Raw genomic sequence first — 24,455 nt, 5'->3', positions numbered from 1 at the left:
CGCCGGGCGTGGCCATCGCCTGGCTGTGGCATCGGGCCTGAGAAGCAGGTGCGCACGGCGGCGCACCTGACGTCAGGGTTATTTCGCCGCGTTTAGCGTCGGCATTGAGGGGATGTCGCGTGTGCTGTTACAGGTTTTATCTTTCGGACAATACTTATCCAGCAGCTTCAGCGTTACGCCGTTGGTCCAGCCAAAACCGTCCTGCAGCGGATACTCGCCGCCACCACCACCGCCCAGCTGGGCGCCGTCGACCACATACTTCTCAACCAGCTTGTGCTCGCGATCGTAAGTATGCTGCACATTTTGCAGGAAGCGCTGACCAATCTGCTGCGCCAGCTGGTTCTGCTTATAGTGCTCCAGACCTTCGACCGCTACCCACTGCAGCGGGGCCCAGCCGTTAGGCGCATCCCACTGCTGGCCGTTGTTTACCGTGGTGGTGACCAGCCCGCCTGGTTTCAGCAGCTGTTTTTCCACTGCGGCAGCGGTGCGTTCCGCCTGTTTGTCGCCCGCCAGCTGCATATACAGCGGGAACAGCGTGGCGGCGGTGAGCTGATTGTGCACCTGCTTTTTCTGGAAATCGTAGTCGGCATACCAGCCCTGTTTGTCATCCCACAGGTAACGATTGATCGCCGCCTGGCGCTTCTCTGCATCCGCCGCAAACTGCTGCGCTTTGTCATTCTGCTTTGCCAGCTTCGCGGCTTTCGCCAGCGTCTGCTCCAGGTGGAACAGCAGGCTGTTGAGGTCCACCGGGGCCAGCTGGGTGGTGCGAATCGAGGCCAGATTGTGCGCATCGGTGAACCAGCGTGAGCTGAAGTCCCAGCCCGAGGCGGCGCCCGCGCGCAGATCGCGATACACCTGCTGTTTATTGCGCTCAGGCGCTTTTTTCGCGGTGTTGACATCGTCCAGCCAGGATTCGGTGCGCGGCACGTCACGGTCATCCCAGTAGCGATTGAGCAGGGTGCCGTCGCTGAGCTTCACCACGCGCTTGCTCGCCTGGCCGGCAGCCACCTTGTCACTGTCCGCCATCCAGTAGTCATACTCTTTTTGCAGCTGTGGCAGATACTGGCGGTAGACGTCGTCTCCCTTGTGGCTGGCCAGCAAATCCACCATCAGGCTGAAGAACGGCGGCTGCGAGCGGCTGAGATAGTAGCTGCGGTTACCGTTAGGGATGTGGCCGTACTTGTCCAGCTCGCTGGCGAAGTTGTCCACCATATCCTGCACCCGATCCCAGTGGCCGCTCTCTGCCAGCCCGAGCATGGTGAAGTAGCTGTCCCAGTAATAGACTTCGCGGAAACGCCCGCCTGGCACCACGTACGGTTTCGGCAGTGGCAGCAGCGAATCGTACTGGCTGGCCGTTGGCGTGCTGCGCGTCAGCACCGGCCACAGGCCATTGATGTGCGCGCGCAGGCTCTGGCCGGCGGGCGGCACGTATTTAACCTGCGCTTTGGGCAGGATGAAGTTGGTGTCCACGAAGCGCCTGAGATCGAAATTACGCTGATTTTTCTGCATCTGCCAGTCGGCGAGAATCGACGCCGGATCATATTTGGGGACCGCATCGGCAAAGGTTTTCTGGTCCGGATAAAATCTGGCCTGCTGCACGGCACTGAATAGTGGGCCGAGTCGCACATCCGGCGGCTGCGGCTGGGCGCTGAGCATGCGGCTGTTATCCTCAGCGTGCACAGCAGACGCGCTCAGCAGCGCCGCGCTGAGCAACAGGGTAAGACGCGCAGGCGTAAACACTACATTTTTTATCATCGGTTTTTCTCCTTGTCCGAAAAGGTGGTGCGCTAACGCATTGACCACCCGAACAACTTTAGACGTTAACGCGCCGCTTAGCCTTTTGCAGCGGCGGAAATGTGAAGCCTTCGCGATTAATCGCCGGAAAATTGCGGTGCCGCGCGGGTTTTTACTTGCCCTGCGCCGCTATTTGACTGAGGCTGAAAGAAAAAAAGGAGAGCAGTATGGAGATCATCTGGTATCACCCGTCGCTGAATCCGCAGCCGTGGCTGGACGGCATGCGCCAGCGACTGCCGGAAGTGCGCATCCGCCAGTGGCAGCCGGGCGACAGTGCGCCTGCCGACTACGCCATTGTGCGATCGCCGCCGGTGGAGATGCTGGCGGGACGGGCGCTGCGTGGCGTATTCGCCATGGGGGCCGGCGTGGACGAAATTTTGCGGCAGCTGCGCACGCACCCTGAGATGCTGGCTGACGCGGTGCCGCTCTACCGGCTGGAAGACACCGGCATGGCACGCCAGATGCAGGAGTATGCGAACTGGTGCGTGCTGGGCTGGTTCCGCCGCTTCGCCGACTATCACCAGCAGCAGCGACAGGCGCTATGGCAGCCGCTGCCGGACCGCGAACGTGCTAATTTTACCATTGGCGTGCTGGGGGCCGGCGTGCTCGGCCGCAGCGTACTGGAGAGCCTGCAGCAGTGGGGCTTCCCGCTGCGCTGCTGGAGCCGCTCGCCGAAGCAGATAGCCGGTGTCACCACCTTTCACGGCCGCGACCAGCTGGCGGATTTTCTCGCTGACAGTCAGGTATTAATTGATTTGCTGCCCGCCACGCCGGAAACCAGCAACCTGATCGATAGCGCGTTTCTTAGCGCGCTACCGCGCGGCGCCTGTTTCCTCAACCTCGCGCGCGGTGCGCACGTGGTAGAGGCCGATCTGCTGGCGGCGCTGGAGAGCGGTCAGCTGGCCGCCGCCGCGCTGGACGTATTCCAGGTGGAACCGCTGCCGGCCGCGAGTCCGCTGTGGTCTCATCCACATGTAATGATTACCCCGCATAATGCCGCCACCACCTTGCCGCATGAGGCGATGGACTATATCGCCGGTGCCATCACGGCACTGGAGCAGGGCCAACAGCCGCGCGGTCTGGTCGATCGCCAGCGCGGCTATTAATTCAGCAGAGGAGAAGAGGATGTATCCCGTCGATTTACATATGCACACCGTGGCCAGCACCCATGCTTACAGCACGCTGCACGATTACGTCGCGCAGGCGAAACAGAACGGCCTGAAGCTGTTCGCCATTACCGATCACGGTCCGGACATGGCCGATGCGCCGCACTACTGGCATTTTGTGAATATGCGCATCTGGCCGCGCGTGATTGACGGCGTCGGCGTGCTGCGCGGCATTGAAGCCAACATCAAAAATCAGCAGGGTGAGATTGATTGCAGCGGGCCGATGCTGGATGCGCTGGATTTGATCGTCGCCGGCTTCCACGAGCCGGTCTATGCGCCGCGCGACAAGGCTCACCACACCGAAGCGATGATCGCCACCATGGCCAGCGGACTGGTGCACATCATCAGCCATCCGGGCAACCCGAAATTCCCGGTGGATATTCGCGCCATCGCGGAAGCCGCCACGCACTACGATGTGGCGCTGGAGATCAACAACTCGTCGTTTACCCATTCGCGTCCGGGCAGTGAACCTAACTGCCGTGCGATTGCGGAAGCGGTGCGTGACGCCGGTGGCCGGCTGGCGTTTGGCTCCGATTCGCACACTGCCTTTACGCTTGGCCATTTCGAACACTGCCTGCGTATTACGCGCGAAGTGGATTTTCCGCAGGATCGCGTGTTAAATGTCACGCCGCGTCGCCTGCTCGACTTTCTCGAACAGCGCACCGGCAAACACATTGCGGAATTTGCCGACTTTTAACTTTTTTGCCTCAAGGAATTCTGTTGCATGAATGAGTTTTCCATTCTCTGCCGCGTCATCGGCTCGCTGTTTAATCGCCAGCCGCAGGACCCGCTGCTGGTGCCGCTGTTCACCCTGCTGCGTGAAGGCAAACTGAAAGAACAGTGGCCGCTGGAGCAGGATGAACTGCTGACCCGGCTGCAGCAGAATAGCGATCCGCAGGCGCTGGCGGCGGATTACAACGCGCTGTTCGTCGGCAGCGACTGCAGCGTGCCGCCGTACGCCTCACAGTGGCCGAACGGACCGCAGGAAGCCGAGGTGCGGGCGTTTTTAACCTCACGCGGTATGCCACTGAGCGAGTCGCCGGCCGATCACTTTGGCGTGCTGCTGCTGGCGGCCTCCTGGCTGGAAGATCAGTCTGCAGAAGATGAGGCGGCGGCCCAGCTGGCGCTGTTCGATGACTACCTGCTGCCGTGGTGCGGCGCCTTCCTCGGTAAAGTGGAAGCCCACGCCACCACCGCGTTTTATCGCACGCTGGCGGCGCTGAGCCGTGAGGCGATTCAGGCGATGTATGACGAACTGCGTGAAGAGGGCGACGACGCCTGAGTCGTCACCAGCAGGGATGGCTGCTGCCGGGCAGCTGCGCCGGTGCCGCGCACAGCATCGGCGTACCGGGCAGATAAGCCGCGGCGCGCAGGCGCTCGCCAATCCCCCAGCGATTGATCTCCAGCGCGCTCAGCGCATCGTGCGGCTGCGGCGTAATGCCGCGCTGTTCGCCTTGTGGCGCTGCGCCGTGCTGCTGAAGCAGCAGCGCGGTACGCGCCAGCGACAAACGCGCCTGCCAGCCGGTGCCGTTAATTCGGCGCTGGCGTAATCCTTCCAGCACCGCGGCCGCCATCATATAGCCGGTGGCGTGATCCAGCGCCTGCACCGGCAGCGGCGTCGGTTTAACGCCTGCCTGCCAGCGCATACCCTGTTCGGCGATGCCGCAGGCCATCTGCACCAGGCTGTCAAAACCGCGCCGGTTGCGCTACGGCCCGTGCCAGCCCCAGGCGTTGAGGCTGACATCCACCAGCCCCGGCGCCAGCCGCTGACGGCTCTCCGCATCCAGTCCCAGCTTTTCCAGTGCATCCGCGCGGTAGCCGTGCACCAGCACATCCGCATGTTGTAGCAGCGTAATCAGCCGATCGCGCCCGGCGCGGGTTTTGATATCCAGCTGCGTGCAGCGTTTGCCGCAGTTGATCTCCTCTTCCAGCGTCGGTTCACGCCAGCCGGGCGGATCGATGCGCAGCACCTGCGCGCCGAGGCTGGCCAGAAAGCGGGTCGCTACCGGTCCGGCAATGATGCGCGTCAGATCCAGCACCCGCACGCCCAGCAGCGGTCGCGCCGGCAGCAGCGCCCAGCCCGGCGTGGGCGCTTCGCCGGTTGCCCGTTGGGCAATCAGCGCTTCTTCGCTTACCGCCAGCCCCTGCGCGTGCTGCTGCCACTGTTGTGAGCTGCGCATCCAGGCGGCACAGCCGCCGGCGTCGACCACGGCCTGCTCCAGCGCGTGTCCCTGCCAGCGTGCCACCACCGCCGCCAGCGATGATCGTTCGGCGTGCTCGCCCAGCACGCGCGCCATGGCGGCGCGATGATGCGGTGCGTTGGTGTGCAGGCGGATCCAGCCATCCTCGCACGGATAGTCACCGGCCAGCGCATCCCACTGGGCGGCTGGCGGACGGTTCAGCGGCGTCAGGCTGTGCTGAAACCAGCGCGAGGCCAGGCGGACGTTGACGCTGACCGGGGCCGGACGCCCCAGCAGATCGCTCAGCGCCTGGCTGGCGAGGCCGATGCTGGTGGCGGCGAGTTCGCTAACGGCAAAAGCCGAGGGGAAGCTGTCGGTCTGAATAAAGTGGATCGTTGGCGCGTGTTCCGCACCTCGCAATCCCTGCCACAGTTGCTGCCACAATGCGGCAGTGCGTTGAGAATCCATGCTAAACCTCCGGAAAACACGCGAGCTTCAAGCATAGCAGAGTGGATTAGCGGCGGCGCAGACGCGGAAAGCGGGCATGCATGCGCAGGTTACGCAGGTTAATCACCGCAATCGCCGTCCCCAGCACCACCAGCGACGCACCCAGAATTTTGAAGCTGTTCATGCTGTCGCCCAGCACCAGCACGCCCATCAGTACCGCCAGCACCGGCGTCAGCAGCGAGTAGGGCATGATCAGGTTGACGTTATATTTTTTCAGCAGCGCGTACCACAGCGTGTAGGCGACAATTGACGAGGCGAGGGCGCTGTACAGGATGCCAAACCAGCCGCGCCAGCCGGCGTGGCTCAGCGCGGTAAACTGCTGCGATTCGGTCAGCCACGAGGCCGCGCCGACAATCGGCACCGCAAGGAAAGAGATCCAGCCGGTGAGCGTCAGCGGTTTAATCGGCGGTGACTTTTTCACAATCATGTTGCTCACCGCCCAGCCAGTGGCGCTGCACAGCAGAATACACAGCACCCACCACGCCGGAATTGTCGGGCTGCCGGAGAGCACTACCACCCCGGCCAGCGAGATGGCGATACCGCACAGCTGCACCAGCCGCAGTTTCTCCTTCAGCACTACCATCGCCAGCAGCATGGCAATCGGCGTGCCCAGCTGGACCACAATGGCCCCGGTGCCGGCATCGGTATAGCGCATGCCGACAAACAGCAGCGAAAAGTGCATGAAGCCAAAGGTAAACGCCAGCGTCAGCAGCCACGGCAGCTGGGCGCGCGTGATGCGGCAAAACGGCACCAGCACAATAGCCACCACCACAAAGCGCATCCAGGTCAGAAACAGTGGCGGAAGCTCCAGCAATCCCCACTTTATCGCCACGTTATTGAACGCCCAGATGCACACCACCATCAGAACCAGAAAAAAATGCCGCACCGCCACGCTGCTGTCCTTTGTTTTATCGATGTTGTCACCGTCTAATGATGGCACGAAGGCGATCGGTTGGCGCACGCGGGCGACGCTTTTTTTCGTAATGGCATTAGCTTATGCCGAAAAATCCAGGACAGGGGGCAAATTTACTGTCAGAGTGGATGTCCGAAACACGATCATTTGAGGACCGTATTCGGCATGACACAGACCCGCACCTTACCCCTTGCTTTGATTCAACTCGAAACGCCGCCGCCGCAGGTGGTGGCAAAAATTGGTGAACAACCACAGTGGTTTATTGAAGCCCTGGCGCTACAGCCGGATGATTATGTCATTGTGCGGCCGCATCTCGGGGAAGAGCTGCCGGCTTTCTCTGGCATCAGCGGTGCGATTTTCAGCGGTTCGTGGGCGATGGTGACCGATCACGCCGACTGGAGCGAGCGCACCGCCGCCTGGATTCGTGCGGCCATCGACGCGCAACTGCCGCTGCTCGGCGTTTGCTATGGTCATCAGCTGATGGCCTATGCGCTGGGCGGTAAAGTGGGCGATAACCCGAACGGCTGGGAGCGCGGGCTGAAAACCCTGACGCGCACCCCGCACCGCGATCCGTGGCTGGCACAGTTGCCGGAGGCCTTCCCGGCGTGGTTGTCGCACCGCCAGTCGGTGCTGGTACCGCCGCCGCAGGCACAGGTGCTGGCGCGTTCAGCGCTGGATGGTTGTCAGATCCTGCGCTATTCGCCGCAGGCGCTGTCGGTGCAGTTCCATCCGGAGTTCGACCATAACATCATGACCGCCTGTCTGCCTTCCGGCGTTAGCGATGATGGCGCGCAGCTGTCAGGCGAAGACTGGGCGCGCGAGCTGCTGCAGCGTTTCTGGCAGCAAACGCGCCCGCAGGCGCAGGCTCAGGGCGCGTAATGCCGCGTGCAGCGATAAACCCAGGCGGGTGGCATATTTTTCAGCACCCGCTGGCGCTGCCAGGTGAAGTAGCGTGACAGGCTGGGCTGCGTCAGCGAGGTGTACTGAAACTGGACAAACACGCCGCGCGGCCCCAGTCCTTCATGCACTGCGCTGAGAATGGCGTCGCGCGTTACGGGCGGCAGCGACAGCAGCGGCAGGCCGGAAAAAATCACGTCGTACTCCCCGGACAGATACTCTGCGGAGCAGGCGCGCACCTGCATGCGCGCATCGTTCCAGCGACGTAACCCTTTCACCAGCTCGGGACTGATTTCAAACACATCCAGCTGCGCCTGCGGTGCCATATGTGCCAGCAGATGACGGGTCAGCACGCCGTCGCCGGCGCCCAGCTCGGCAATGCGCAGGCTGTGCTCCCAGTTGACCGTTTCACACATGGCGCGACACAGGGCGGCTGAGGAGGGCGTGATGCTGCCCATTTTGCGCGGATTGCGGATAAATTGCTGAACGAAGTTCGCTTTGGCGCGCATTACCATCAGGGCTGAAGCCAGCATCTTGTTCTCCTGTTCACGGGTCTGCTTCATATTGACCGCACAAATCGCACATGTTCCGCTTTTCATCACGCTTATGGCCAAACTCGGAATTATCTGTCTGCGACAGGCGCAGGTTATGGCGTGACGGCAGGGCAGTTTCTTAATGCCCTCTTTTCCTTCGATGCGGTCACAGTTTCCCGCTGAGCGATCTGACAGGCTGGCATTGTTCGCTCAATGTTAATAACAAGTTTAAATGTTGTTAATCGCCACTCTGTCCCGCAAGGAGAAACACCATGCGTTACGCTGCTCCGGGAGAAACCGGTTCTCTCATCCACCTGCAATCGCGTTATGGCAACTTCATCAACGGCGAATTTGTTCCGCCGGTAAACGGTAACTATTTTGTTAACACCACGCCGATCAACGGCTCGACCATCGGCGAATTCCCGCGCTCGGATAAACAGGATATCGACAACGCCGTCGCCGCCGCACAGGCTGCTGCGGACGCATGGGGCAAAACCTCGCCGCAGGCGCGTTCGCTGCTGCTGCTGAAAATTGCCGACCGGCTGGAAGCCAATCTGGAAGCCATCGCGGTCAATGAAACCTGGGATAACGGTAAGCCGGTGCGTGAAACCCTGGCGGCTGATTTACCGCTGGCGGTTGACCACTTCCGCTACTTTGCCGGCTGCGTGCGCGCCCAGGAAGGCAGCGCGGCAGAGATCGACGAATTCACCGCCGCCTACCACTTTCATGAGCCGCTTGGGGTCGTCGGACAAATTATCCCGTGGAACTTCCCGCTGCTGATGGCGGCGTGGAAACTGGCGCCGGCGCTGGGTGCCGGTAACTGCGTGGTGCTGAAGCCCGCTGAACAGACGCCGCTCTCCATTACCCTGTTGATGGAGCTGATTAAAGACCTGGTGCCGCCGGGCGTGATTAACGTTGTGCACGGCTACGGCAAAGAGGCCGGCGAGGCGCTGGCTTCGCATCCGGGTATCGCCAAAATCGCCTTTACCGGATCGACCGCCACCGGCGGCCACATTCTTGAGCTGGCGGCAAAAAGCCTGATCCCGTCCACCGTCGAGCTGGGCGGCAAGTCGCCCAACATTTTCTTCGAAGACATCATGCAGGCGGAGGAGAGCTTCATCGAAAAAGCGGCCGAAGGCGTGGTGCTGGGCTTCCTTAATCAGGGCGAAGTCTGTACCTGTCCGTCACGCGCGCTGGTGCAGGAGTCGATTTTTGAGCCGTTTATGGCGGCGGTGATGAAGCGCATCCAGACCATTAAGCGTGGCGATCCGCTCGACACTGAGACCATGATCGGCGCGCAGGCGTCGCAGCAGCAGTTCGACAAAATTCTCTCTTACCTGGAGATTGCGCAGCAGGAGGGCGCGCAGGTGCTGCACGGCGGCGGGGTGGAGAAAATCGGTGAGGCGTTTGCCAGCGGTTACTACATTCAGCCGACGCTGCTGAAAGGTGATAACAGCATGCGCGTCTTCCAGGAGGAGATTTTTGGACCGGTGGTCGGCGTGCTGACCTTTAAAGATGAAGCGGAAGCGATTACCATCGCCAACGATTCGATTTACGGCCTCGGTGCGGGCGTGTGGACGCGCGATATCAACCGTGCTTACCGCGTAGGTCGCGCGATCAAAGCCGGTCGCGTCTGGACCAACTGCTATCACCTCTATCCGGCGCACGCCGCGTTTGGCGGCTATAAAAAATCCGGTATTGGCCGTGAAACCCACAAAATGATGCTCGATCACTATCAGCAGACCAAAAATTTGCTGGTCAGCTACAGCACGCAACCTCTCGGCTTTTTCTGATTTAACCGGCAGCGGTGCGCGCCGCTGCCGCCTTCATGGCAACGTCACACAGCCCTGTCACAGTGCTGACAGAAAAAACAGATTATTCCCCCTGTTATTAAGACGCGTCTTGTCGATATTAAGAGACGTGAGTTTATACAGTAACGCACCATTTTTAAGGAGAGAAGATGAACACCCTGTACCACTTTCAGGAGCAGCACGACGAAGTGCTGGATGCGGTCGAAGAGAATATCATTACCGTAAATCTGCCGGGCCGCCAGGCAATCTACGTGATTGGCCAGAACGACGACGATGCCGATCTGTTGCTGGATGTGCAGCTGCGCGGTGTGTGAGCGCCGCAGGGGCTGGCAGACAAAAAAAATCCGCAGCTTTTACGCCGCGGATTTTTTTATTGCAGGCCGGCTTATTTCACGCAGGCAGCACACTGGTTGTGGATCTGCTGGAAGAAGTCGTTGCCTTTGTCATCCACCAGGATGAACGCCGGGAAGTTCTCCACTTCAATTTTCCAGATCGCTTCCATGCCCAGTTCGGCATACTCCACGCACTCCAGACTCTTAATGCTCTGCTGCGCCAGCACCGCCGCCGGGCCGCCAATACTGCCCAGATAGAAGCCGCCGTGTTTATGGCAGGCATCCGTGACCTGCTGGCTGCGGTTACCTTTGGCCAGCATCACCATGCTGCCGCCGTTAGCCTGCAGCAGATCGACGTAGGAGTCCATGCGGCCAGCAGTGGTCGGACCGAGTGAACCGGACGCGTAACCTTCCGGCGTTTTCGCCGGGCCCGCATAGTACACCGGATGATCTTTGATGTACTGCGGCAGACCTTCGCCGTTGTCGATGCGCTCTTTCAGTTTGGCGTGCGCAATATCACGCGCCACGATGATGGTGCCGTTCAGCGACAGACGCGTTGCCACCGGGTAAGCGGAGAGCTGGGCGAGGATCTCGCTCATTGGGCGATTGAGATCGACGCTGACCACTTCGCCTTCGCCCTGCTGACGCAGCGCTTCCGGGATATAGCGGCCTGGGTTGTCTTCCAGCTTCTCGATCCAGATGCCTTCGCGGTTAATTTTGGCTTTGATGTTGCGGTCAGCCGAGCAGGAAACGCCCATGCCCACCGGGCAGGATGCGCCGTGACGCGGCAGACGCACCACGCGGATATCGTGAGCAAAATACTTACCGCCAAACTGCGCGCCGAGGCCGAGTTTCTGCGAGGCTTCCAGCAGTTCCTGTTCCAGCTGCACGTCGCGGAACGCCTGACCGTGTTCGTTGCCTTCGGTCGGCAGCGAATCGTAATAGTGGGTTGACGCCAGTTTCACGGTTTTCAGCGTGCTCTCAGCGGAAGTGCCGCCGATGACAAATGCAATGTGGTACGGCGGACAGGCCGCCGTGCCGAGCGACATCATTTTATCAATCAGGTAGTTTTTCAGCTTCGCTGGTGTGATCAGCGCTTTGGTTTCCTGATACAGATAGGTTTTGTTAGCAGAACCGCCACCTTTGGCGATGCACAGGAATTTGTATTCGTCGCCGTCAACGCTGTAGAGATCGATCTGCGCCGGCAGGTTGGTGCCGGTGTTGACCTCTTTGTACATATCGAGCGGCGCATTCTGCGAGTAGCGCAGGTTATCTTCGATAAAGGTGTTGTAAACGCCCTGAGACAGCGCGGCTTCATCGCCGCCACCGGTCCAGACGCGCTGGCCTTTTTTACCCATGATGATGGCGGTACCGGTGTCCTGGCAGGTCGGCAGCACGCCCTTAGCGGCGATTTCCGAGTTGCGCAGGAACTGCAGCGCCACGTATTTGTCGTTCTGGCTGGCTTCATCGTCCGCCAGAATCGACGCCACCTGCTGCTGATGTGACGCGCGCAGCATAAAAGAGGCATCGTGGAACGCCTGCTGCGCCAGCAGCGTCAGCGCTTTCGGGTCGACTTTCAGGACTTCTTCGCCGTCAAAGTTGGCCACCGAAACATGGTCGCGGCTCAGCAGATAGTACTCGGTATCATCTTTGGCGAGAGGAAAGGGATTCTGGTAGTAGAAGGGTTTGTTCGACATGTTGGCTCACTTAGCTTCGTGTTGCCCGCCAGCATGACGGGCGACAAATTAGGCGATCTGTTATTCGATTTTCTCTCGCCAGTCCGCGGCAAGAGCTGACTGGCGAGTATCATACCACTTTAACGTTGTTACGCGGCTGCGTTTTTAACATCAAAGCAACATCATCAGAACATCATCACCATCCACGGATAGGCAATGACCATCAGCGCCACCAGGAACAGGGCACCAAAGATGGTACCGAGACGCCAGTAGTCTTTGGTTGGCAGGTAGCCGCTACCGTAGTAAATCGGGCTTGGGCCCGTGCCGTACGGGGTGATAATGCCCATCACACCCAGTGAGGTACACATCATCAGACAGAACACCGGCATGTTGATGCCCGGAATCGAGGCGGCAATGGTCAGCATGGCAGGCAGCAGGGCGGTGGTGTGCGCCGTGGTGCTGGCGAACAGATAGTGCAGCAGGTAGAAGGCCACCAGCAGTACCACCGCAGACACCTGCGGGTCGTAGCCGTGCAGCAGCAGCGCACCCTCTTTACCCAGCCAGGCGATGAAGCCTACGCGCGCCAGACCATCAGCCAGCGCGACCAGCGTGGCAAACCAGGCAAAGGTGTTCCAGGCGGCTTTGTTGCTGGTGATGTCGTTCCAGTTCAGCACGCCGGTCCACAGCATCAGCACGATAACCAGCAGGGCGGCCATCGCCGGTTCAATCCACGCAGTGGCGAAGATCCACATCATCAGCGCAGCGACCACGAACACCAGCAGCAGAATTTCATTGCGCGACAGCGGACCCAGTTTCTCCAGCTCGGCTTTGGCCCAGCGTGGCACTTCGTCATTCACTTTTACTTCTGGTGGATAGAGCCAGTAAGCCAGCAGCGGCATGGTGAGAATCAGCAGGATACCCAGCGGCAGGAAGGCGAGGAACCACATGCCCCACGAGATATCAAAGCCAACCACGCTTTTTACCAGCGCCAGCGCCAGCAGGTTAGGGGCCAGCGCGGAGAGGAACATTGAGCTGGTGATACAGGCGGCGGTGATAGCAACCCACATCAGGTAAGAACCAATTTTGCGTGCGCTTGGGTCGTTAGGTTTAGAACCGTACAGCGGCGGCAGGTTGGCAATGATGGGATAGATCGTCCCGCCGCTGCGCGCGGTGTTGGACGGCGTAAACGGTGCCAGCAGCAGGTCGGCAAAGGTGATGGCATAGCCGAGCGTCAGGCTGCGACGGCCGAGATATTTCACCAGAATCAGCGCCAGGCGGCGACCGAACTGGGTTTTATCGTAGCCGGCGGCAAACATGAAGGCGCCGAAAATCAGCCACACGGTGGAGTTGCCGAAGCCGCTCACCGCCCATTTAAACGCCTGTCCGGCCGTTTTGAACTTCGGATCGGTCAGTTCTGCCGGGCTGAACAGCACGTACTGGCTGAACAGCGCGATGATCACCACACCGGTCAGGCCGATGACCGCGCCCGGCAGCGGTTCGAAGATCAGGCCGACAATCACCCCGACGAAGATGGCGAAGAAGTGCCACGCGTACGGCTCCAGCCCGGCAGGGGTGGGCACCAGCAGCAACAGCACGGCAACCACGATCGGCAGGCACAACATGACTAGCCGGTTCTTTTTCCCCGGTGCGGCAGGTGGCGCCTTTAGGGGTTCACTCTGGGTTGTTTGTGTATTCATAGTTTTGGTCTGCAAGTTATGGGAATGCGATTGACGGCCCGGTCGGGTTGATTTTTTTAGTTACGAAACGCTTGTAGCAGATCAACCGGGACGTTTTAAAGTGTCTTTTACATGAATCTTCGTTATTGCAATTTTGCTTCGCGAATTATCAATTGAATGACGCTATGATGCGATTAATTAAAATATCTATTTTGATCTGGATCAATAAAATTATTAGCGGGTTTTTTGTTTTAACGTTTTGCGCCGTAATAAATGAACCAACAGGTGTAAAATATGTGTTAAAAGTGAACGGAACGGCAAAAATACCGCCAGAATCGGTCGAAAGGTGCTTTTTATCTCTTTGATATTACGTCATTTGTTTTAAATGTAAGGAAAAAGTTGATTTTTGTCAAGTATTGGTTAAAACTTAGCGGAGCGCGGATTTCAGCAATGAGCAATAAAAAGTATTTTCACGCGTAAAACTTATATAACTAACATTCTGGGTTATGTAACTAAATAAAATGGTATATTTATACCATGAAGTCGGACCACTTAAATTAATTATAAAGACCTCCGAACTGCCAAAGAATTGAATACACGATTTCTTAATTCTGGAGTTGCTCATCATGAATACGCTCACCCCGATTCTTAATCCGCTGACATTACCGAAAGGGGCGGTGCTGAAAAACCGCCTGGTGATGGCCCCGATGACCACCTGTACCGGCTATTACGACGGCGGCGTGACCAGCGATCTCGTTGAGTATTATCGCGTGCGTGCCGGCAGCATCGGCACCGTGATCGTCGAGTGCGCCTTTATCGATAACCGCGGTCCGGCGTTCCCGGGCGCTATCGGCATCGACAGCGACAACAAAATTCCTGGCCTGGCCAGAATCGCGCACGCCATCAAGTCTCAGGGTTCCAAAGCCATTCTGCAGATTTACCACGGCGGCCGCATGGTTGAGCCCGCGCTGATCGGCGGGAAAACCCCGGTCGCGCCCAGCGCTATCGCCGCGCCGCGTGAAGGTGCCAGCACCCCGCAGGCGCTGACGGCGGAAGAAGTGGAGGTGATGATCACCAAGTTTGGTGATGCGGTGAACCGCGCCATCAAAGCCGGCTTCGACGGCGTGGAGATCCACGGCGCTAACACCTACCTGATTCAGCAGTTCTACTCGCCGAACTCTAACCAGCGCGACGACAAATGGGGCGGCAGCCGCGACAACCGCGCGCGCTTCCCGCTGGAAGTGCTGGAAATCACCCACAAAATGGCGGAGCGCTTCGCCGCAGCGGATTTCATCATCGGCTATCGCTTCTCGCCGGAAGAGCTGGAAGTGCCCGGTATCCGCTGGGACGACACGCTGTACCTGCTGGAAAAACTGGCGGCGCGCGGGCTGGATTACGTGCACTTCTCCGTCGGCCAGCTGCTGCGTCCGTCGATTGTCGACACCCAGGATCCGACGCCGTTAATCAGCAAATACATTGAACAGCGCTCGGCGACGCTGGCGAAAGTGCCGGTGATTGGCGTTGGCGGCGTGGTGAACAAAGAGGATGCCGAACTGGCGCTGGCCTCGGGCTTCGATCTGGTGGCGATTGGTAAAGCCTGTATTGCCTATCCAGACTGGGCCGATCGCATCATCAAAAATGAGCACATGGATCTGTACATCGACAGCACCAAACGCGAAGCGCTGACCATTCCGGAACCGCTGTGGCGCTTCTCGCTGGTGGATGCGATGATCCGTGACGTCAGCGATGGCCATCGTAAGTACAAAGCCGGCGTTTACCAGGCGAAAGTGGAAGCCGAAGCGCTGAAGCTGAAAATCAACGTAACGCTCGACACCGACCGTATCACCGACATTTCGCTGGTGCCGGATCCTAACCTCGACGTCGATTTCACCAGCACCTTTGAAAGCCTGCGTGAACGTATTCTGGTGGCGAACAGCCCGCACGTCGATGCCATTACCGGCGCTACCACGCAGAGTGAGGCGCTGAAGAAAGCGGTATCGCGCGCGCTCACCACCTCCAGCAAAGAGTATGTGATTGAAGAGGGCGGTAACCCGAATGCGCCGGTCAATTACGATGTGGTGGTGGTGGGTACCGGCGGGGCCGGTCTGGCGGCGGCGATTCAGGCGCACGATGACGGCGCGCGCGTGGTGATCATTGAGAAGATGCCCACCATTGGCGGTAACACCATCAAAGCGTCGGTGGGGATGAACGCGGCGGAAACCCGTTATCAGAAACTGAAAGGCATCGAAGACAGCAAAGAGCTGTTCTACGAGGAAACGCTGAAAGGCGGCAAATTCAAAAACAACCCGGTGCTGCTGCGTGAGTTCGTTGAGCGTGCGCCAGAAGCCATTGAGTGGCTGGCGGCGAAAGACATTGAGCTGAGCGATATCACCATCACCGGCGGCATGAGCATTGACCGTACGCACCGTCCGGAAGATCGCTCGGCGGTGGGCGGCTTCCTGATTAGCGGCCTGGTGAAAAATGTTAACCAGCGCAACATCGAAGTGCTGCTGGAAACCTCAGTGGCCGAGATCCTGTTTGAAAACGGTGCGGTGACCGGCGTGAAAGTGGTCGATGAGTACAACGACAGCCGCATCCTGAATGCGAAAAGCGTGATTGTGGCCACCGGTGGCTTCAGCGCCAACCGCGAGATGGTGGTGAAATACCGTCCGGAGCTGGATGGTTTCGTCACCACCAACCACAAAGGCGCCACCGGCAGCGGTATCGCCATGCTGCAGAAAATTGGCGCCGAGACTGTCGACATGGGCGAAATCCAGATTCACCCAACCGTTGAGCAGACCACCTCGTACCTGATTTCCGAAGCGATGCGCGGCGGCGGGGCGATTCTGGTCAGCCAGGCCGGTAAGCGTTTCTACAATGAAATGGAAACCCGTGACAAAGTTTCTGCCGAGATTATCGCGCTGCCGGAAAAAAGCGCGTGGATCGTGTTCGATGAGCAGGTACGTGCCAACAACAAAGCGGCGGACGAATACATCGCCAAAGGCTTTGTGATTAGCGCGCCAACACCTCATGAGCTGGCGGTGAAACTCAACATGGATCAGGAAACGCTGCAAAGCACGCTGGGCCGTTACAATGAGTTTGTGATTAACCAGAAAGACGAAGACTTTGGCCGTGCCACCGCGCTGCGTCATCCGCTCAATCAGGGGCCGTTCTTCGCGATTCGTATCGCACCGGGCGTGCACCACACTATGGGCGGCGTGACCATCAACACCGAGACCGCGGTGCTTGACGCGCAGAAACAGGTGATTCCTGGTGCCTGGGCGGCGGGTGAAGTGGTCGGCGGCATCCACGGTGCGAACCGCATCGGCGGTAACGCCGTCGCCGATATCATTATCTTTGGTATCAAAGCGGGCCGTAATGCCGCTAAACTGGCGTTAGGTAACTAAGCTATCACGATGCCCGCGCCCTGCGGGCATCGTTCTCTTGCGGGGCCACAATGACAAGCGACGCTGGCGTCCATTCCTATTCTGCCGTCCTCATGGGTTCGCCCATTCTGCTCAAACTGTTCGAAGACAATCCTACGCTGGCCAGCCAGGTCTTTCGCCTGATCAAACAGCAGGAAAACCTGTTTACCGTCAACCGCGCCGAATCCGAAGTGATGGCCATTAATCACGCCGCCGGACGCCATCCGGTGGTGGTGAGCGCGCCGGTTTTTGCGCTGATTAGCGTGGCGCACGCGGTGAGCATCCTGCCGGACAGCGCGTTTAACTTCACCATCGGTCCGGTGGTGAAACGCTGGAAGATTGGTTTTCAGGGGCGTGAAGTGCCGCCCGCAGCGGAGATTGAGACGCTGCTGCGCCTGACCGATCCGCATCAGGTAGTGCTGGATGCCGAACAGCGCTCGGTGTTTCTGCCGCTGCCGGGCATGGAGATCGATCTGGGCGCCATCGCGAAAGGCTACATCGCCGATGTGGTGCAGGCATTTCTGCGTCAGCAGGGTGTTGCGCAGGCGCTGATTAATCTCGGTGGCAATGTGCAGACGCTCGGCAGCCCGCCGCATCAGCCGCAGGGCTGGGGCATCGGGCTCAAAAAACCGTTTGGCCGGGACGATGAGCTGCTGGGGACGCTGCAGGTGCAGGGCAAATCGGTGGTGACGTCCGGGATTTATGAGCGCTACTTTGAACGCGACGGCCGCTGCTGGCATCACATCTTTGATCCGCGCACCGGCTATCCGCTGGACAATGCGTTATTGAGCGTGACGGTGATTGCCGATCGCTCGCTGGATGGCGATATCTATACCACGCTGCTGTACGGCATGGGCGTAGAGCAGGGGCTGGCGTATCTCGCCGGCCAGTCTGATATCGACGCGGTGTTTGTCACCCGCGATCGGCAGATTATCTGCTCGCCGGCGCGCCATTTCCGCTTCAGCCAGCTGGATTTCAGCTGGCAGCTGCGTCACTGACAGTACTGCTGCAGCAGCGAATGGTACTCCGGCTGCAGGCGATAGCGATAGACCGGGCGGCCGGTGGCACCGTAGTGAATGCTGGTGAACAGGATATTAATCTGCGCCAGCCAGATCAGGTATTTGCGACACGAAACGCGCGAAATGTTCACCTCTGCCGCCAGCTCGTCGGTGGAAAACTCATGGCCGGGATGGGCGTCAATCCACTGACACAGCGTGCGCAGCGTCTGCGGCGTTAAGCCTTTCGGCAGCCGTTTGTTGTCGTGCTGGGTGGCCGGGCTGCCGTGCATCAGCAGATCGAGGTCCGACTGCTGATAGTAGTGCTGATTGTCCATCAGCGATTTTTTCTGCCGCCAGCCGGTCAGCGCCTCTTCAAAACGCGGGAACTGGAACGGTTTGATCAGGTAGTCGACTACGCCGTAGTGCAGCGAGGTTTTGATGTTCTCCGCGTCGGCCGCTGACGAAATGATGATCACTTCTACTGAACTCTGCGCCTGGCGCAGCTCCGGCAGCAGATCGAGCCCGTTCTCCTGCTGCATATAGATATCCAGCAGCACCAGGTCGATCGGCGTTTCGCTATTAAACAGGAACTCGCGCGCCTGTTGCAGCGTCGCGGCGGTACCCACGCAGTGAAAGCCCGGCACCTGGCCGATAAAGCTGCGGTTCAGCTCGGCCACCATGGCGTCATCGTCGACCACTAACACGTTAATCATGCGGTTTGGTTCCTCCATCCCACGGAAGTTGGACTAAAAATTGGGTGAACACGCCGGGCTCGGACTCCACGCTGACGCTGCCGCCGAGGTGCTCCGTCTGCTGTTTCAGCAGGAACAGGCCGACCCCGCGATCCTCGCCTTTGGTAGAGAAGCCCTTGTCGAACACGGTTGCCAGATGCTGCGGCGCAATACCCGGTCCGTCATCGCTCACTTCACAGGTCAGCCAGCCGTTCTGATAGTGCAGCATGACGTGGATTTCGCCCTCGGTCTGCTCACTCATCGCATCCAGCGCATTCTCCACCAGGTTGCCGACCACGGTGATCAGCGCCGCCATTTGCTGCTCGTTGCCGCTGTCCGGCAGGTAACTGGCATCGCTGATGGTCAGACGATGGCCGCAATCAGAGGCGCGGTTAATTTTGCTGAGCAGAAAACCGGCAATCACCGGTGATTTGATCTTCTCCAGCAGGAAGCCGATTTCCGTCTGATAGTTATTAGCGGTCTTCAGAATATAGGCTTCTACCTGCGCATAATTTTTCATGTGCAGCAGGCCAAGGATCACGTGCAGCTTATTCATGAACTCGTGCGAGCGCTCACGCAGGGCATCAACATAGTTTACCATGCCGGTCAGACGCTGCATCAGCTGGCTGATTTCGGTCTTGTCCCTGAAGGTGCAGACCGCGCCGATAATGCGTCCCTGACTGCGCACCGGCACAGTGTTGCTCAGCAGCAGTCGGCCATTGACGTTGAGCTCCTCATCGCGCCGTGCGCGACCGCCGTTGAGCACTTCCTGCAGATGCTGGTCGATCACCGAGGCATCATAAATGCGCGCGGTACTCACTACGCTGCTGCCCATTTTATCGCTCAGCAGCTGGCGCGCCGTCTGATTGACCAGCGTCACCTCGCCCTGATCGTCCATCGCCACAACGCCTTCCTTGACGGAGTTAAGGATCGCCTGGCGCTGCTCAAACAGGGTGGAAATTTCGTATGGCTCGAGGCCGAACAGGATACGCTTCAGCACGCGCACCAGAATGAAGGTGCCAACCGCGCCGGCAAAAGTGCCGATCAGAATGGTCCACAGAATGCTCCAGCGACTCTGGTTGATCTGGTCGGTGACCGCCTCCAGCGAGATGCCGATAGCCACCACGCCAATCTGCCGCTGCTGGGCGTCGTACACCGGGGTAAACACGCGCAGCGATTTGGCCAGCGAGCCCTGATTCACGGAGACATTCTCGTTGCCACGCAGCGCCGGTTCGATGTCCGGGCCGATAAAGTGTTTGCCCACCAGCTCCGGATTACGGTGTGAGTAGCGGATGCCATCCATGTTGGTGATGCTGATAAACAGCAGATGGTTGCTCTCCTCCACCGCTTTGGCGATGGGCTGGATAGCGGCCCGGTCGGGCGGCAGGCGCAGCGCCTGCTGAATTTCGGGTGATTTCGCCAGCGTGCGCGCCACCGCCATGGCTTTATCCTCCAGCTGGCTGCGCGTCGCGGCGCCAATCTGGAAGAAATAAAACATGTGTACGCTCAGCAGCACCAGCACAATCACCGCGCTGAGCATCAGCGTCACCAGGGTGTTGAGCTTCATCGGTCGCCTGCGCGCCGGCGTGGCTTGCTGTGGAGAGGTCATGATCGTGCTCTGCGGAAAACGGGGGGCTATTATGACGGATAATCCGCAGCGGGTCGCGCTAAATGCAGGAAGGCCGTCAGCGATGACGACCTTCCGTGGGGGAGAGCGGGCGGGTTAACCCTGTTTCACCCGGTTAGCGAAGCTTTTCCGCAGTTTCTGCAGCTTCGGCGGGATCACCGCCAGGCAGTAACCGTTGCGCTGACCAGCGCCATCCCAGTAATCCTGATGATAATCTTCTGCCGGGTACCAGGCTTTCAGCGGCTCGATGGTGGTCACCACCGGCACGCTGTGATCTTCCTGCGCGCGGGCAATTGCCGCAATCGCTTCGGCTTCCTGTTCCGCGTTAGCCGGGAAAATCGCCGAACGGTACTGGGTGCCGACATCATTACCCTGACGGTTCAGCTGGGTAGGATCGTGGGTGGCAAAGCTGATGTCCAGCAGATCGCCGTAGCTCACTTTCTCCGGATCGAAGCCTACGCGAATCGCTTCGGCGTGGCCGGTCGCACCGCTGCACACCTGCTCGTAGGTGGGATTAGGACGTTCACCGCCGGTGTAACCACTTTCGACTGACTCGACGCCAATCACATCTTTGAATACTGCTTCGGTGCACCAGAAACAGCCACCCGCGATAATCGCATATTCGGTTGCCATTGTTTTACTCCTGTCAGGGCGAAAGCGTTAGAGTGGGGGTTCAGCACGCTGAATTCAAGCCGCTTTCTGTTAACATTTTGGGCGCAACCTGGCACAACCTGGCGCGGCTTAGCCCGTAGCGCCTTGCCATTGCGCGCAGACGATTTGCGCCGCACGGGTGCAGCATTGATGCACACGCCAGTTGATCTGCCAGCGGCGCTTTTACCTGCGCGATAAAACGTTATTCAGCGGTGAGATGTCGTGGTTTATTTGCGCGTAATAGCCCGGATGATACGAAGCAGATAATATTCTTGTTTAAATAGAATAATGCGGCTCAGCTGAGCCGCATCAGGTAAATTACTTTCTTTCGGCGCGGATTAACGGATACTCCAGTAATCTACAATATCGCTATTATTAAAAGTGATATAGAGTCTATTACCGTGTATTTCGGTATTTCCACTACGTTTATCTGCCATTTTGCCTGCCGTAGAGGATACTTCACTTGCTGAGTTTGCCATACCTAACGCGCCGGATACGGCTCCCGCTCCCGGGATGTAGCCCAGCAGCGAAGAGGCGCTGCTGTAATCCGCATTTTTCTCGTAAATCCAGGTAGTGCCCTGAGAGGATTTTTGATTATCATCCGGGACACCATAAAGCTGCTGCACTTCCGCCTTGGTGGTTTTCCCTTCTTTAATGTGTGACTGAACGTAGGTCGCGCTGTATTTATCCTCACCCCCCGTCGACGAACATCCACTTAACAGGATAACGAGCATCACCATCAAACCCATAAGGTTAATTTTCATTTTTCCCTCTTTGTAAGTTTATTGTAAAGTCCAGATTTAAATATCACGGCCTTAATGGTTGCGCAATATTATAATGGTGCGCTTTATCTCATTTTGCTGATGCGGCAATTTTAATTATGGCTAACCTTTTGATATGGATTTGTTTTTGTTGTGATGCGCCGGCAATAAATTTTCATTGATTTTAAAATAGCGTCGGCCATTTAGGGCAGTGAGGTTTAAGCATTAAGTGCTGTATTCGTCAGCGCCCGATATTGATCAATTATCTGTAAATTAATTTCATCATTAATCGCGTATCGATTGGTGTGAATTATCAATTTTCTCTCCCGCCGCCTTGCGATTATTCCGAGTAGCGTGACAGGTTCAGGGTCGCCGCGGGAGAGAGATTAAGTCACTTTGCCTTCACGCGCGGCACGTCACTAATACGCGTGGTGTAAGCCGGAGACAGCATGTCGCGTTTCATCGCCCAGGGTTTCTGGATGCCCTGACCGGCAAACCACAAGGCACCGCGCTGGTGGGCGTTGATCTTATCCATCAGCGCCATCAGCTGATCGCTGTTACGGCGCGGCTGATAGTCAGCAAACAGATCAAGCTGCGCCACCCCGTCGCTGAAAAAGTCGCCCAGCATTACGCCGCCTTTCAGGTAGCGCTTGCCGGGGATCCAGATGCGATCCAGGCAGTTGAGCGTGGCCTGAATGATGTCGCGGCTGTCGGCGGTAGGGGTAATCAGCGTCTGGCTGGCGGCGTTGGCATAGTAGGGTTGATGCGGATCGTGCGGGCTGGTGCGGATAAAGGTGCCGATGTAGCGGCAATACTGACGCTCGCTGCGCAGTTTCTCCGCTGCGCGTGCCGCATAGCTGGCGATGGCTTCGCGCATATCCTGATAATCGGTAATGCGATCGCCAAACGAGCGCGAGCAGAGGATATTTTGCCGGTGCGGAATCACCTCTTCAAACGCCAGGCAGGGTTCGCCGCGCAGCTCGCGCACGGTGCGCTCCAGCACCACGCCGAAATGCTTGCGGATCAGCGCAGTGGGCGTCTCCGCCAGCTGCAGAGCGGTTTGAATGCCCATCAGGTTCAGCTTGTTCGATAAACGGCGGCCGACGCCCCACACTTCCTCTACGCCCACCCGCTGCATCAGGCCGCGCTGGCGCGCCGGATCAGAGAGGTCCATGACGTTTTCGGCTTTGGTCCAGCGTTTGGCCGCCCAGTTAGCCAGCTTGGCGAGGGTTTTCGTTGGCGCGATGCCGACGCCCACTTTCAGGTGCGTCTCTTTCCACAGGCAGTCACGTACCTGCTGTCCAAAGCGCGTCAGCGAGGTGTAGCCTTCAATTCCGCTGACATCAAGAAAGGCCTCATCAATCGAATAGACGTCTACGCGCGGCGCCAGCCGGTCGAGCGTCTCCATCACGCGCGCCGACATGTTGCCGTACAGCGCATAGTTAGATGAAAACACCACCACCTGATGACGCATCAGCTCGTCGCGATGTTTAAACCAGGGCGCACCCATTTTGATGCCGAGCGCCTTCGCTTCGCGGCTCAGCGAGATAATGCAGCCATCATTGTTTGACAGCACCACGATCGGCCTGCCGCGCAGATCCGGGCGAAACACGGTTTCGCAGCTGGCGTAGAAAGAGTTTACGTCGACCAATGCATACATCATCGGCACCCTGAAAATACTGTATATAAAAACAGTATAGGTCAGATGCAGGAAAAATGAGAAGCAGAAATCGATCTGTCCGGCCAGGTTGCTGGTGGGGAAAAGAACAGGGTGGTTACAGACAGCAGGACGAAAAAAACGGCGTTCCCGTCAGGGAAACGCCGTGGGCCAGGGGCCAGTTACTGCGCGAGAAAAAACGTGTCACTGCCTGGTCTGACTGAACGTCAGGGCGACTTCTTGCTGCCCGCTTCCGCGCCGGTGATCGGATCGATCAGCGGATCGGATGCGGTGCGTGCGGCCAGTGCGTCAATGTCGCGCTGCTCATCCGGCGACAGTGTCACAGAAGGCAGACCATCGCCGCCATCCACCGCTGGTTGCGGATCGGCCACATAATCGAAGTTGTCATCGGAGTTCCAGCTACCACGCACGTCATCACCTTCCGACATGTTGTAGTAGTTGTGCGCATACTGCTCAATTGGCGGCAGCTTGCCCGGTGGGAAGTTGTCGCGAATGGAGTACAGCGCTTTCTCAAATGAAAGCTGGTGCGCGGCTTCACGCGTCATCAGGAAGCCTAACGCATCCTTTACGCCAACATCGTCAGTGACGTTGATCAGGCGTTCATAGATGATTTTGGCGCGCGCTTCGGCGGCGATATTAGAACGCAAATCCGCCGTCACTTCGCCGATGGTATCCACGTAAGCCGCGGTCCACGGCACGCCGCCGGAGTTGGTCAGCGGCGGACCACCGCCATAAAGAATCGAAGTCAGATGGCTATCGTTACCGGCACCCGTGATTGAGCGATACAGTTCGCCTTCCTCTTCAGTGCCTTCGGCCAGCTTGCCTTTGGCACCTTTATTAAGCATGCCAACCAGCGAGCCGATAATCTCAAGATGGCTGAGCTCCTCGGTAGCGATATCCATCAGCAGGTCGCGGCGTCCTAAATCCTCATCGCCGAGGCCCTGGGTAAAATAGCGCATGGCCGCAGCCAGTTCGCCCTGCGGACCGCCAAACTGCTCTAACAGCAGATTGGCCAGGCCCGGGTTCGGCGCACTGACGCGCACCGTGTACTGCAGTTTCTTAACGTGTCGAAACATAGCTCACCTCAAAAAGTCTCTTA

General features: G+C 58.5%; 19 protein-coding genes and 1 pseudogene. 8 read left to right on the top strand and 12 right to left on the bottom strand.

The window, feature by feature from the left end; translation table 11 throughout:
- Positions 1-78 precede the first annotated feature (78 nt).
- Positions 79-1,755, bottom strand: coding sequence for an alpha,alpha-trehalase TreA (gene treA, locus H7K56_RS02840; protein ID WP_150360938.1), 1,677 nt, complete (start codon positions 1,753-1,755; stop codon positions 79-81).
- Positions 1,756-1,961: 206 nt separating this feature from the next.
- Between treA and ghrA the strand changes: the two genes are divergently transcribed.
- Genes ghrA through H7K56_RS02825 form a run of 3 tightly spaced genes read left to right on the top strand, consistent with a single transcriptional unit; the run spans position 1,962 to position 4,242 of the window.
- The gene (gene ghrA / locus H7K56_RS02835; protein WP_150360937.1) at positions 1,962-2,900 is read left to right on the top strand and encodes a glyoxylate/hydroxypyruvate reductase GhrA; all 939 of its coding nucleotides are present in this window, start codon (positions 1,962-1,964) and stop codon (positions 2,898-2,900) included.
- Between the two features lie 19 nt (positions 2,901-2,919).
- Complete coding sequence (locus tag H7K56_RS02830; RefSeq protein ID WP_150360936.1) at positions 2,920-3,657, top strand: phosphatase; 738 nt, start codon at positions 2,920-2,922, stop codon at positions 3,655-3,657.
- Between the two features lie 27 nt (positions 3,658-3,684).
- A complete protein-coding gene (locus tag H7K56_RS02825) occupies positions 3,685-4,242 on the top strand; it encodes a TorD/DmsD family molecular chaperone (RefSeq protein WP_104092832.1) in 558 nt (185 codons plus the stop codon).
- Between the two features lie 4 nt (positions 4,243-4,246).
- On the opposite strand, the pseudogene H7K56_RS02820 reads toward H7K56_RS02825, so the two are convergent.
- Both H7K56_RS02820 and H7K56_RS02815 read right to left on the bottom strand, forming a co-directional pair.
- A pseudogene (locus H7K56_RS02820) lies at positions 4,247-5,608 on the bottom strand (CoA transferase).
- Between the two features lie 46 nt (positions 5,609-5,654).
- Complete coding sequence (locus H7K56_RS02815; protein ID WP_058757622.1) at positions 5,655-6,539, bottom strand: DMT family transporter; 885 nt, start codon at positions 6,537-6,539, stop codon at positions 5,655-5,657.
- A gap of 186 nt (positions 6,540-6,725) precedes the next feature.
- On the opposite strand from H7K56_RS02815, the gene H7K56_RS02810 reads away from it, so the two are divergent.
- Entirely contained in the window at positions 6,726-7,439 is a 714-nt protein-coding gene (locus H7K56_RS02810; RefSeq protein WP_150361713.1) for a glutamine amidotransferase, read from the top strand.
- On the opposite strand, the gene H7K56_RS02805 is transcribed toward H7K56_RS02810, so the two are convergent.
- A complete protein-coding gene (locus H7K56_RS02805; RefSeq protein ID WP_150361712.1) occupies positions 7,427-7,990 on the bottom strand; it encodes a class I SAM-dependent methyltransferase in 564 nt (187 codons plus the stop codon). The two genes, H7K56_RS02810 and H7K56_RS02805, sit on opposite strands and share 13 nt — an antisense overlap.
- A 272-nt stretch (positions 7,991-8,262) precedes the next feature.
- Here H7K56_RS02805 and exaC point away from each other — a divergent pair, with 272 nt between their 5' ends.
- Together exaC and H7K56_RS02795 are read left to right on the top strand one after the other, a co-directional pair.
- On the top strand, positions 8,263-9,783 hold the full coding sequence (gene exaC, locus H7K56_RS02800; RefSeq protein WP_150361711.1) for an acetaldehyde dehydrogenase ExaC: 1,521 nt from the start codon (positions 8,263-8,265) through the stop codon (positions 9,781-9,783).
- A 167-nt stretch (positions 9,784-9,950) separates the two neighbouring features.
- Entirely contained in the window at positions 9,951-10,115 is a 165-nt protein-coding gene (locus H7K56_RS02795) for a hypothetical protein (RefSeq protein ID WP_021506344.1), read from the top strand.
- A 71-nt stretch (positions 10,116-10,186) separates the two neighbouring features.
- Here the strand turns inward: H7K56_RS02795 and fumA are convergent, their stop codons facing one another.
- Together fumA and H7K56_RS02785 are read right to left on the bottom strand one after the other, a co-directional pair.
- Complete coding sequence (fumA, locus tag H7K56_RS02790; RefSeq protein ID WP_058769655.1) at positions 10,187-11,830, bottom strand: class I fumarate hydratase FumA; 1,644 nt, start codon at positions 11,828-11,830, stop codon at positions 10,187-10,189.
- Between the two features lie 164 nt (positions 11,831-11,994).
- On the bottom strand, positions 11,995-13,506 hold the full coding sequence (locus tag H7K56_RS02785; RefSeq protein ID WP_150361710.1) for an anion permease: 1,512 nt from the start codon (positions 13,504-13,506) through the stop codon (positions 11,995-11,997).
- A gap of 605 nt (positions 13,507-14,111) precedes the next feature.
- Between H7K56_RS02785 and H7K56_RS02780 the strand changes: the two genes are divergently transcribed.
- Both H7K56_RS02780 and H7K56_RS02775 read left to right on the top strand, forming a co-directional pair.
- The gene (locus tag H7K56_RS02780) at positions 14,112-16,892 is read left to right on the top strand and encodes an NADH-dependent fumarate reductase (protein ID WP_021506341.1); all 2,781 of its coding nucleotides are present in this window, start codon (positions 14,112-14,114) and stop codon (positions 16,890-16,892) included.
- A 50-nt stretch (positions 16,893-16,942) separates the two neighbouring features.
- A complete protein-coding gene (locus H7K56_RS02775) occupies positions 16,943-17,908 on the top strand; it encodes an FAD:protein FMN transferase (RefSeq protein WP_150361709.1) in 966 nt (321 codons plus the stop codon).
- Here H7K56_RS02775 and dcuR read toward each other — a convergent pair.
- The 6 genes from dcuR to H7K56_RS02745 all read right to left on the bottom strand — a co-directional run bounded on the left by dcuR (position 17,902) and on the right by H7K56_RS02745 (position 24,432).
- The gene (dcuR, locus tag H7K56_RS02770; protein ID WP_021506339.1) at positions 17,902-18,621 is read right to left on the bottom strand and encodes a two-component system response regulator DcuR; all 720 of its coding nucleotides are present in this window, start codon (positions 18,619-18,621) and stop codon (positions 17,902-17,904) included. The genes H7K56_RS02775 and dcuR overlap by 7 nt on opposite strands.
- Entirely contained in the window at positions 18,614-20,248 is a 1,635-nt protein-coding gene (locus tag H7K56_RS02765) for a sensor histidine kinase (RefSeq protein ID WP_058781845.1), read from the bottom strand. The genes dcuR and H7K56_RS02765 overlap by 8 nt, the downstream gene beginning before the upstream one ends.
- A gap of 114 nt (positions 20,249-20,362) precedes the next feature.
- Positions 20,363-20,899: a peptide-methionine (S)-S-oxide reductase MsrA gene (gene msrA / locus H7K56_RS02760; protein ID WP_021506337.1), complete on the bottom strand. Its 537-nt coding sequence runs from the start codon at positions 20,897-20,899 to the stop codon at positions 20,363-20,365.
- Positions 20,900-21,255: 356 nt separating this feature from the next.
- The gene (locus H7K56_RS02755; RefSeq protein ID WP_223815622.1) at positions 21,256-21,681 is read right to left on the bottom strand and encodes a hypothetical protein; all 426 of its coding nucleotides are present in this window, start codon (positions 21,679-21,681) and stop codon (positions 21,256-21,258) included.
- A 388-nt stretch (positions 21,682-22,069) separates the two neighbouring features.
- Positions 22,070-23,338, bottom strand: coding sequence for a translesion error-prone DNA polymerase V subunit UmuC (gene umuC, locus H7K56_RS02750; RefSeq protein ID WP_021506336.1), 1,269 nt, complete (start codon positions 23,336-23,338; stop codon positions 22,070-22,072).
- A gap of 224 nt (positions 23,339-23,562) precedes the next feature.
- The gene (locus tag H7K56_RS02745) at positions 23,563-24,432 is read right to left on the bottom strand and encodes a manganese catalase family protein (RefSeq protein WP_021506333.1); all 870 of its coding nucleotides are present in this window, start codon (positions 24,430-24,432) and stop codon (positions 23,563-23,565) included.
- Positions 24,433-24,455 lie beyond the last annotated feature (23 nt).

The sequence above is a fragment of the Pantoea dispersa genome (assembly GCF_014155765.1).
GTDB classification, from domain to species: Bacteria; Pseudomonadota; Gammaproteobacteria; order Enterobacterales; family Enterobacteriaceae; genus Pantoea; species Pantoea dispersa.
Note: the sequence above shows the minus strand (reverse complement) of the source record. Positions and strands in the feature narration are given on the sequence as shown.

Bases quoted from the DNA above. Each gene is read 5' to 3' on its own strand.
- treA (WP_150360938.1), bottom strand. From the start codon at position 1,755: ATGATAAAAAATGTAGTGTTTACGCCTGCGCGTCTTACCCTGTTGCTC.
- ghrA (WP_150360937.1), top strand. From the start codon at position 1,962: ATGGAGATCATCTGGTATCACCCGTCGCTGAATCCGCAGCCGTGGCTG.
- H7K56_RS02830 (WP_150360936.1), top strand. From the start codon at position 2,920: ATGTATCCCGTCGATTTACATATGCACACCGTGGCCAGCACCCATGCT.
- H7K56_RS02825 (WP_104092832.1), top strand. From the start codon at position 3,685: ATGAATGAGTTTTCCATTCTCTGCCGCGTCATCGGCTCGCTGTTTAAT.
- H7K56_RS02810 (WP_150361713.1), top strand. From the start codon at position 6,726: ATGACACAGACCCGCACCTTACCCCTTGCTTTGATTCAACTCGAAACG.
- H7K56_RS02805 (WP_150361712.1), bottom strand. From the start codon at position 7,990: ATGCTGGCTTCAGCCCTGATGGTAATGCGCGCCAAAGCGAACTTCGTT.
- exaC (WP_150361711.1), top strand. From the start codon at position 8,263: ATGCGTTACGCTGCTCCGGGAGAAACCGGTTCTCTCATCCACCTGCAA.
- H7K56_RS02795 (WP_021506344.1), top strand. From the start codon at position 9,951: ATGAACACCCTGTACCACTTTCAGGAGCAGCACGACGAAGTGCTGGAT.
- fumA (WP_058769655.1), bottom strand. From the start codon at position 11,830: ATGTCGAACAAACCCTTCTACTACCAGAATCCCTTTCCTCTCGCCAAA.
- H7K56_RS02785 (WP_150361710.1), bottom strand. From the start codon at position 13,506: ATGAATACACAAACAACCCAGAGTGAACCCCTAAAGGCGCCACCTGCC.
- H7K56_RS02780 (WP_021506341.1), top strand. From the start codon at position 14,112: ATGAATACGCTCACCCCGATTCTTAATCCGCTGACATTACCGAAAGGG.
- H7K56_RS02775 (WP_150361709.1), top strand. From the start codon at position 16,943: ATGACAAGCGACGCTGGCGTCCATTCCTATTCTGCCGTCCTCATGGGT.
- dcuR (WP_021506339.1), bottom strand. From the start codon at position 18,621: ATGATTAACGTGTTAGTGGTCGACGATGACGCCATGGTGGCCGAGCTG.
- H7K56_RS02765 (WP_058781845.1), bottom strand. From the start codon at position 20,248: ATGACCTCTCCACAGCAAGCCACGCCGGCGCGCAGGCGACCGATGAAG.
- msrA (WP_021506337.1), bottom strand. From the start codon at position 20,899: ATGGCAACCGAATATGCGATTATCGCGGGTGGCTGTTTCTGGTGCACC.
- H7K56_RS02755 (WP_223815622.1), bottom strand. From the start codon at position 21,681: ATGAAAATTAACCTTATGGGTTTGATGGTGATGCTCGTTATCCTGTTA.
- umuC (WP_021506336.1), bottom strand. From the start codon at position 23,338: ATGTATGCATTGGTCGACGTAAACTCTTTCTACGCCAGCTGCGAAACC.
- H7K56_RS02745 (WP_021506333.1), bottom strand. From the start codon at position 24,432: ATGTTTCGACACGTTAAGAAACTGCAGTACACGGTGCGCGTCAGTGCG.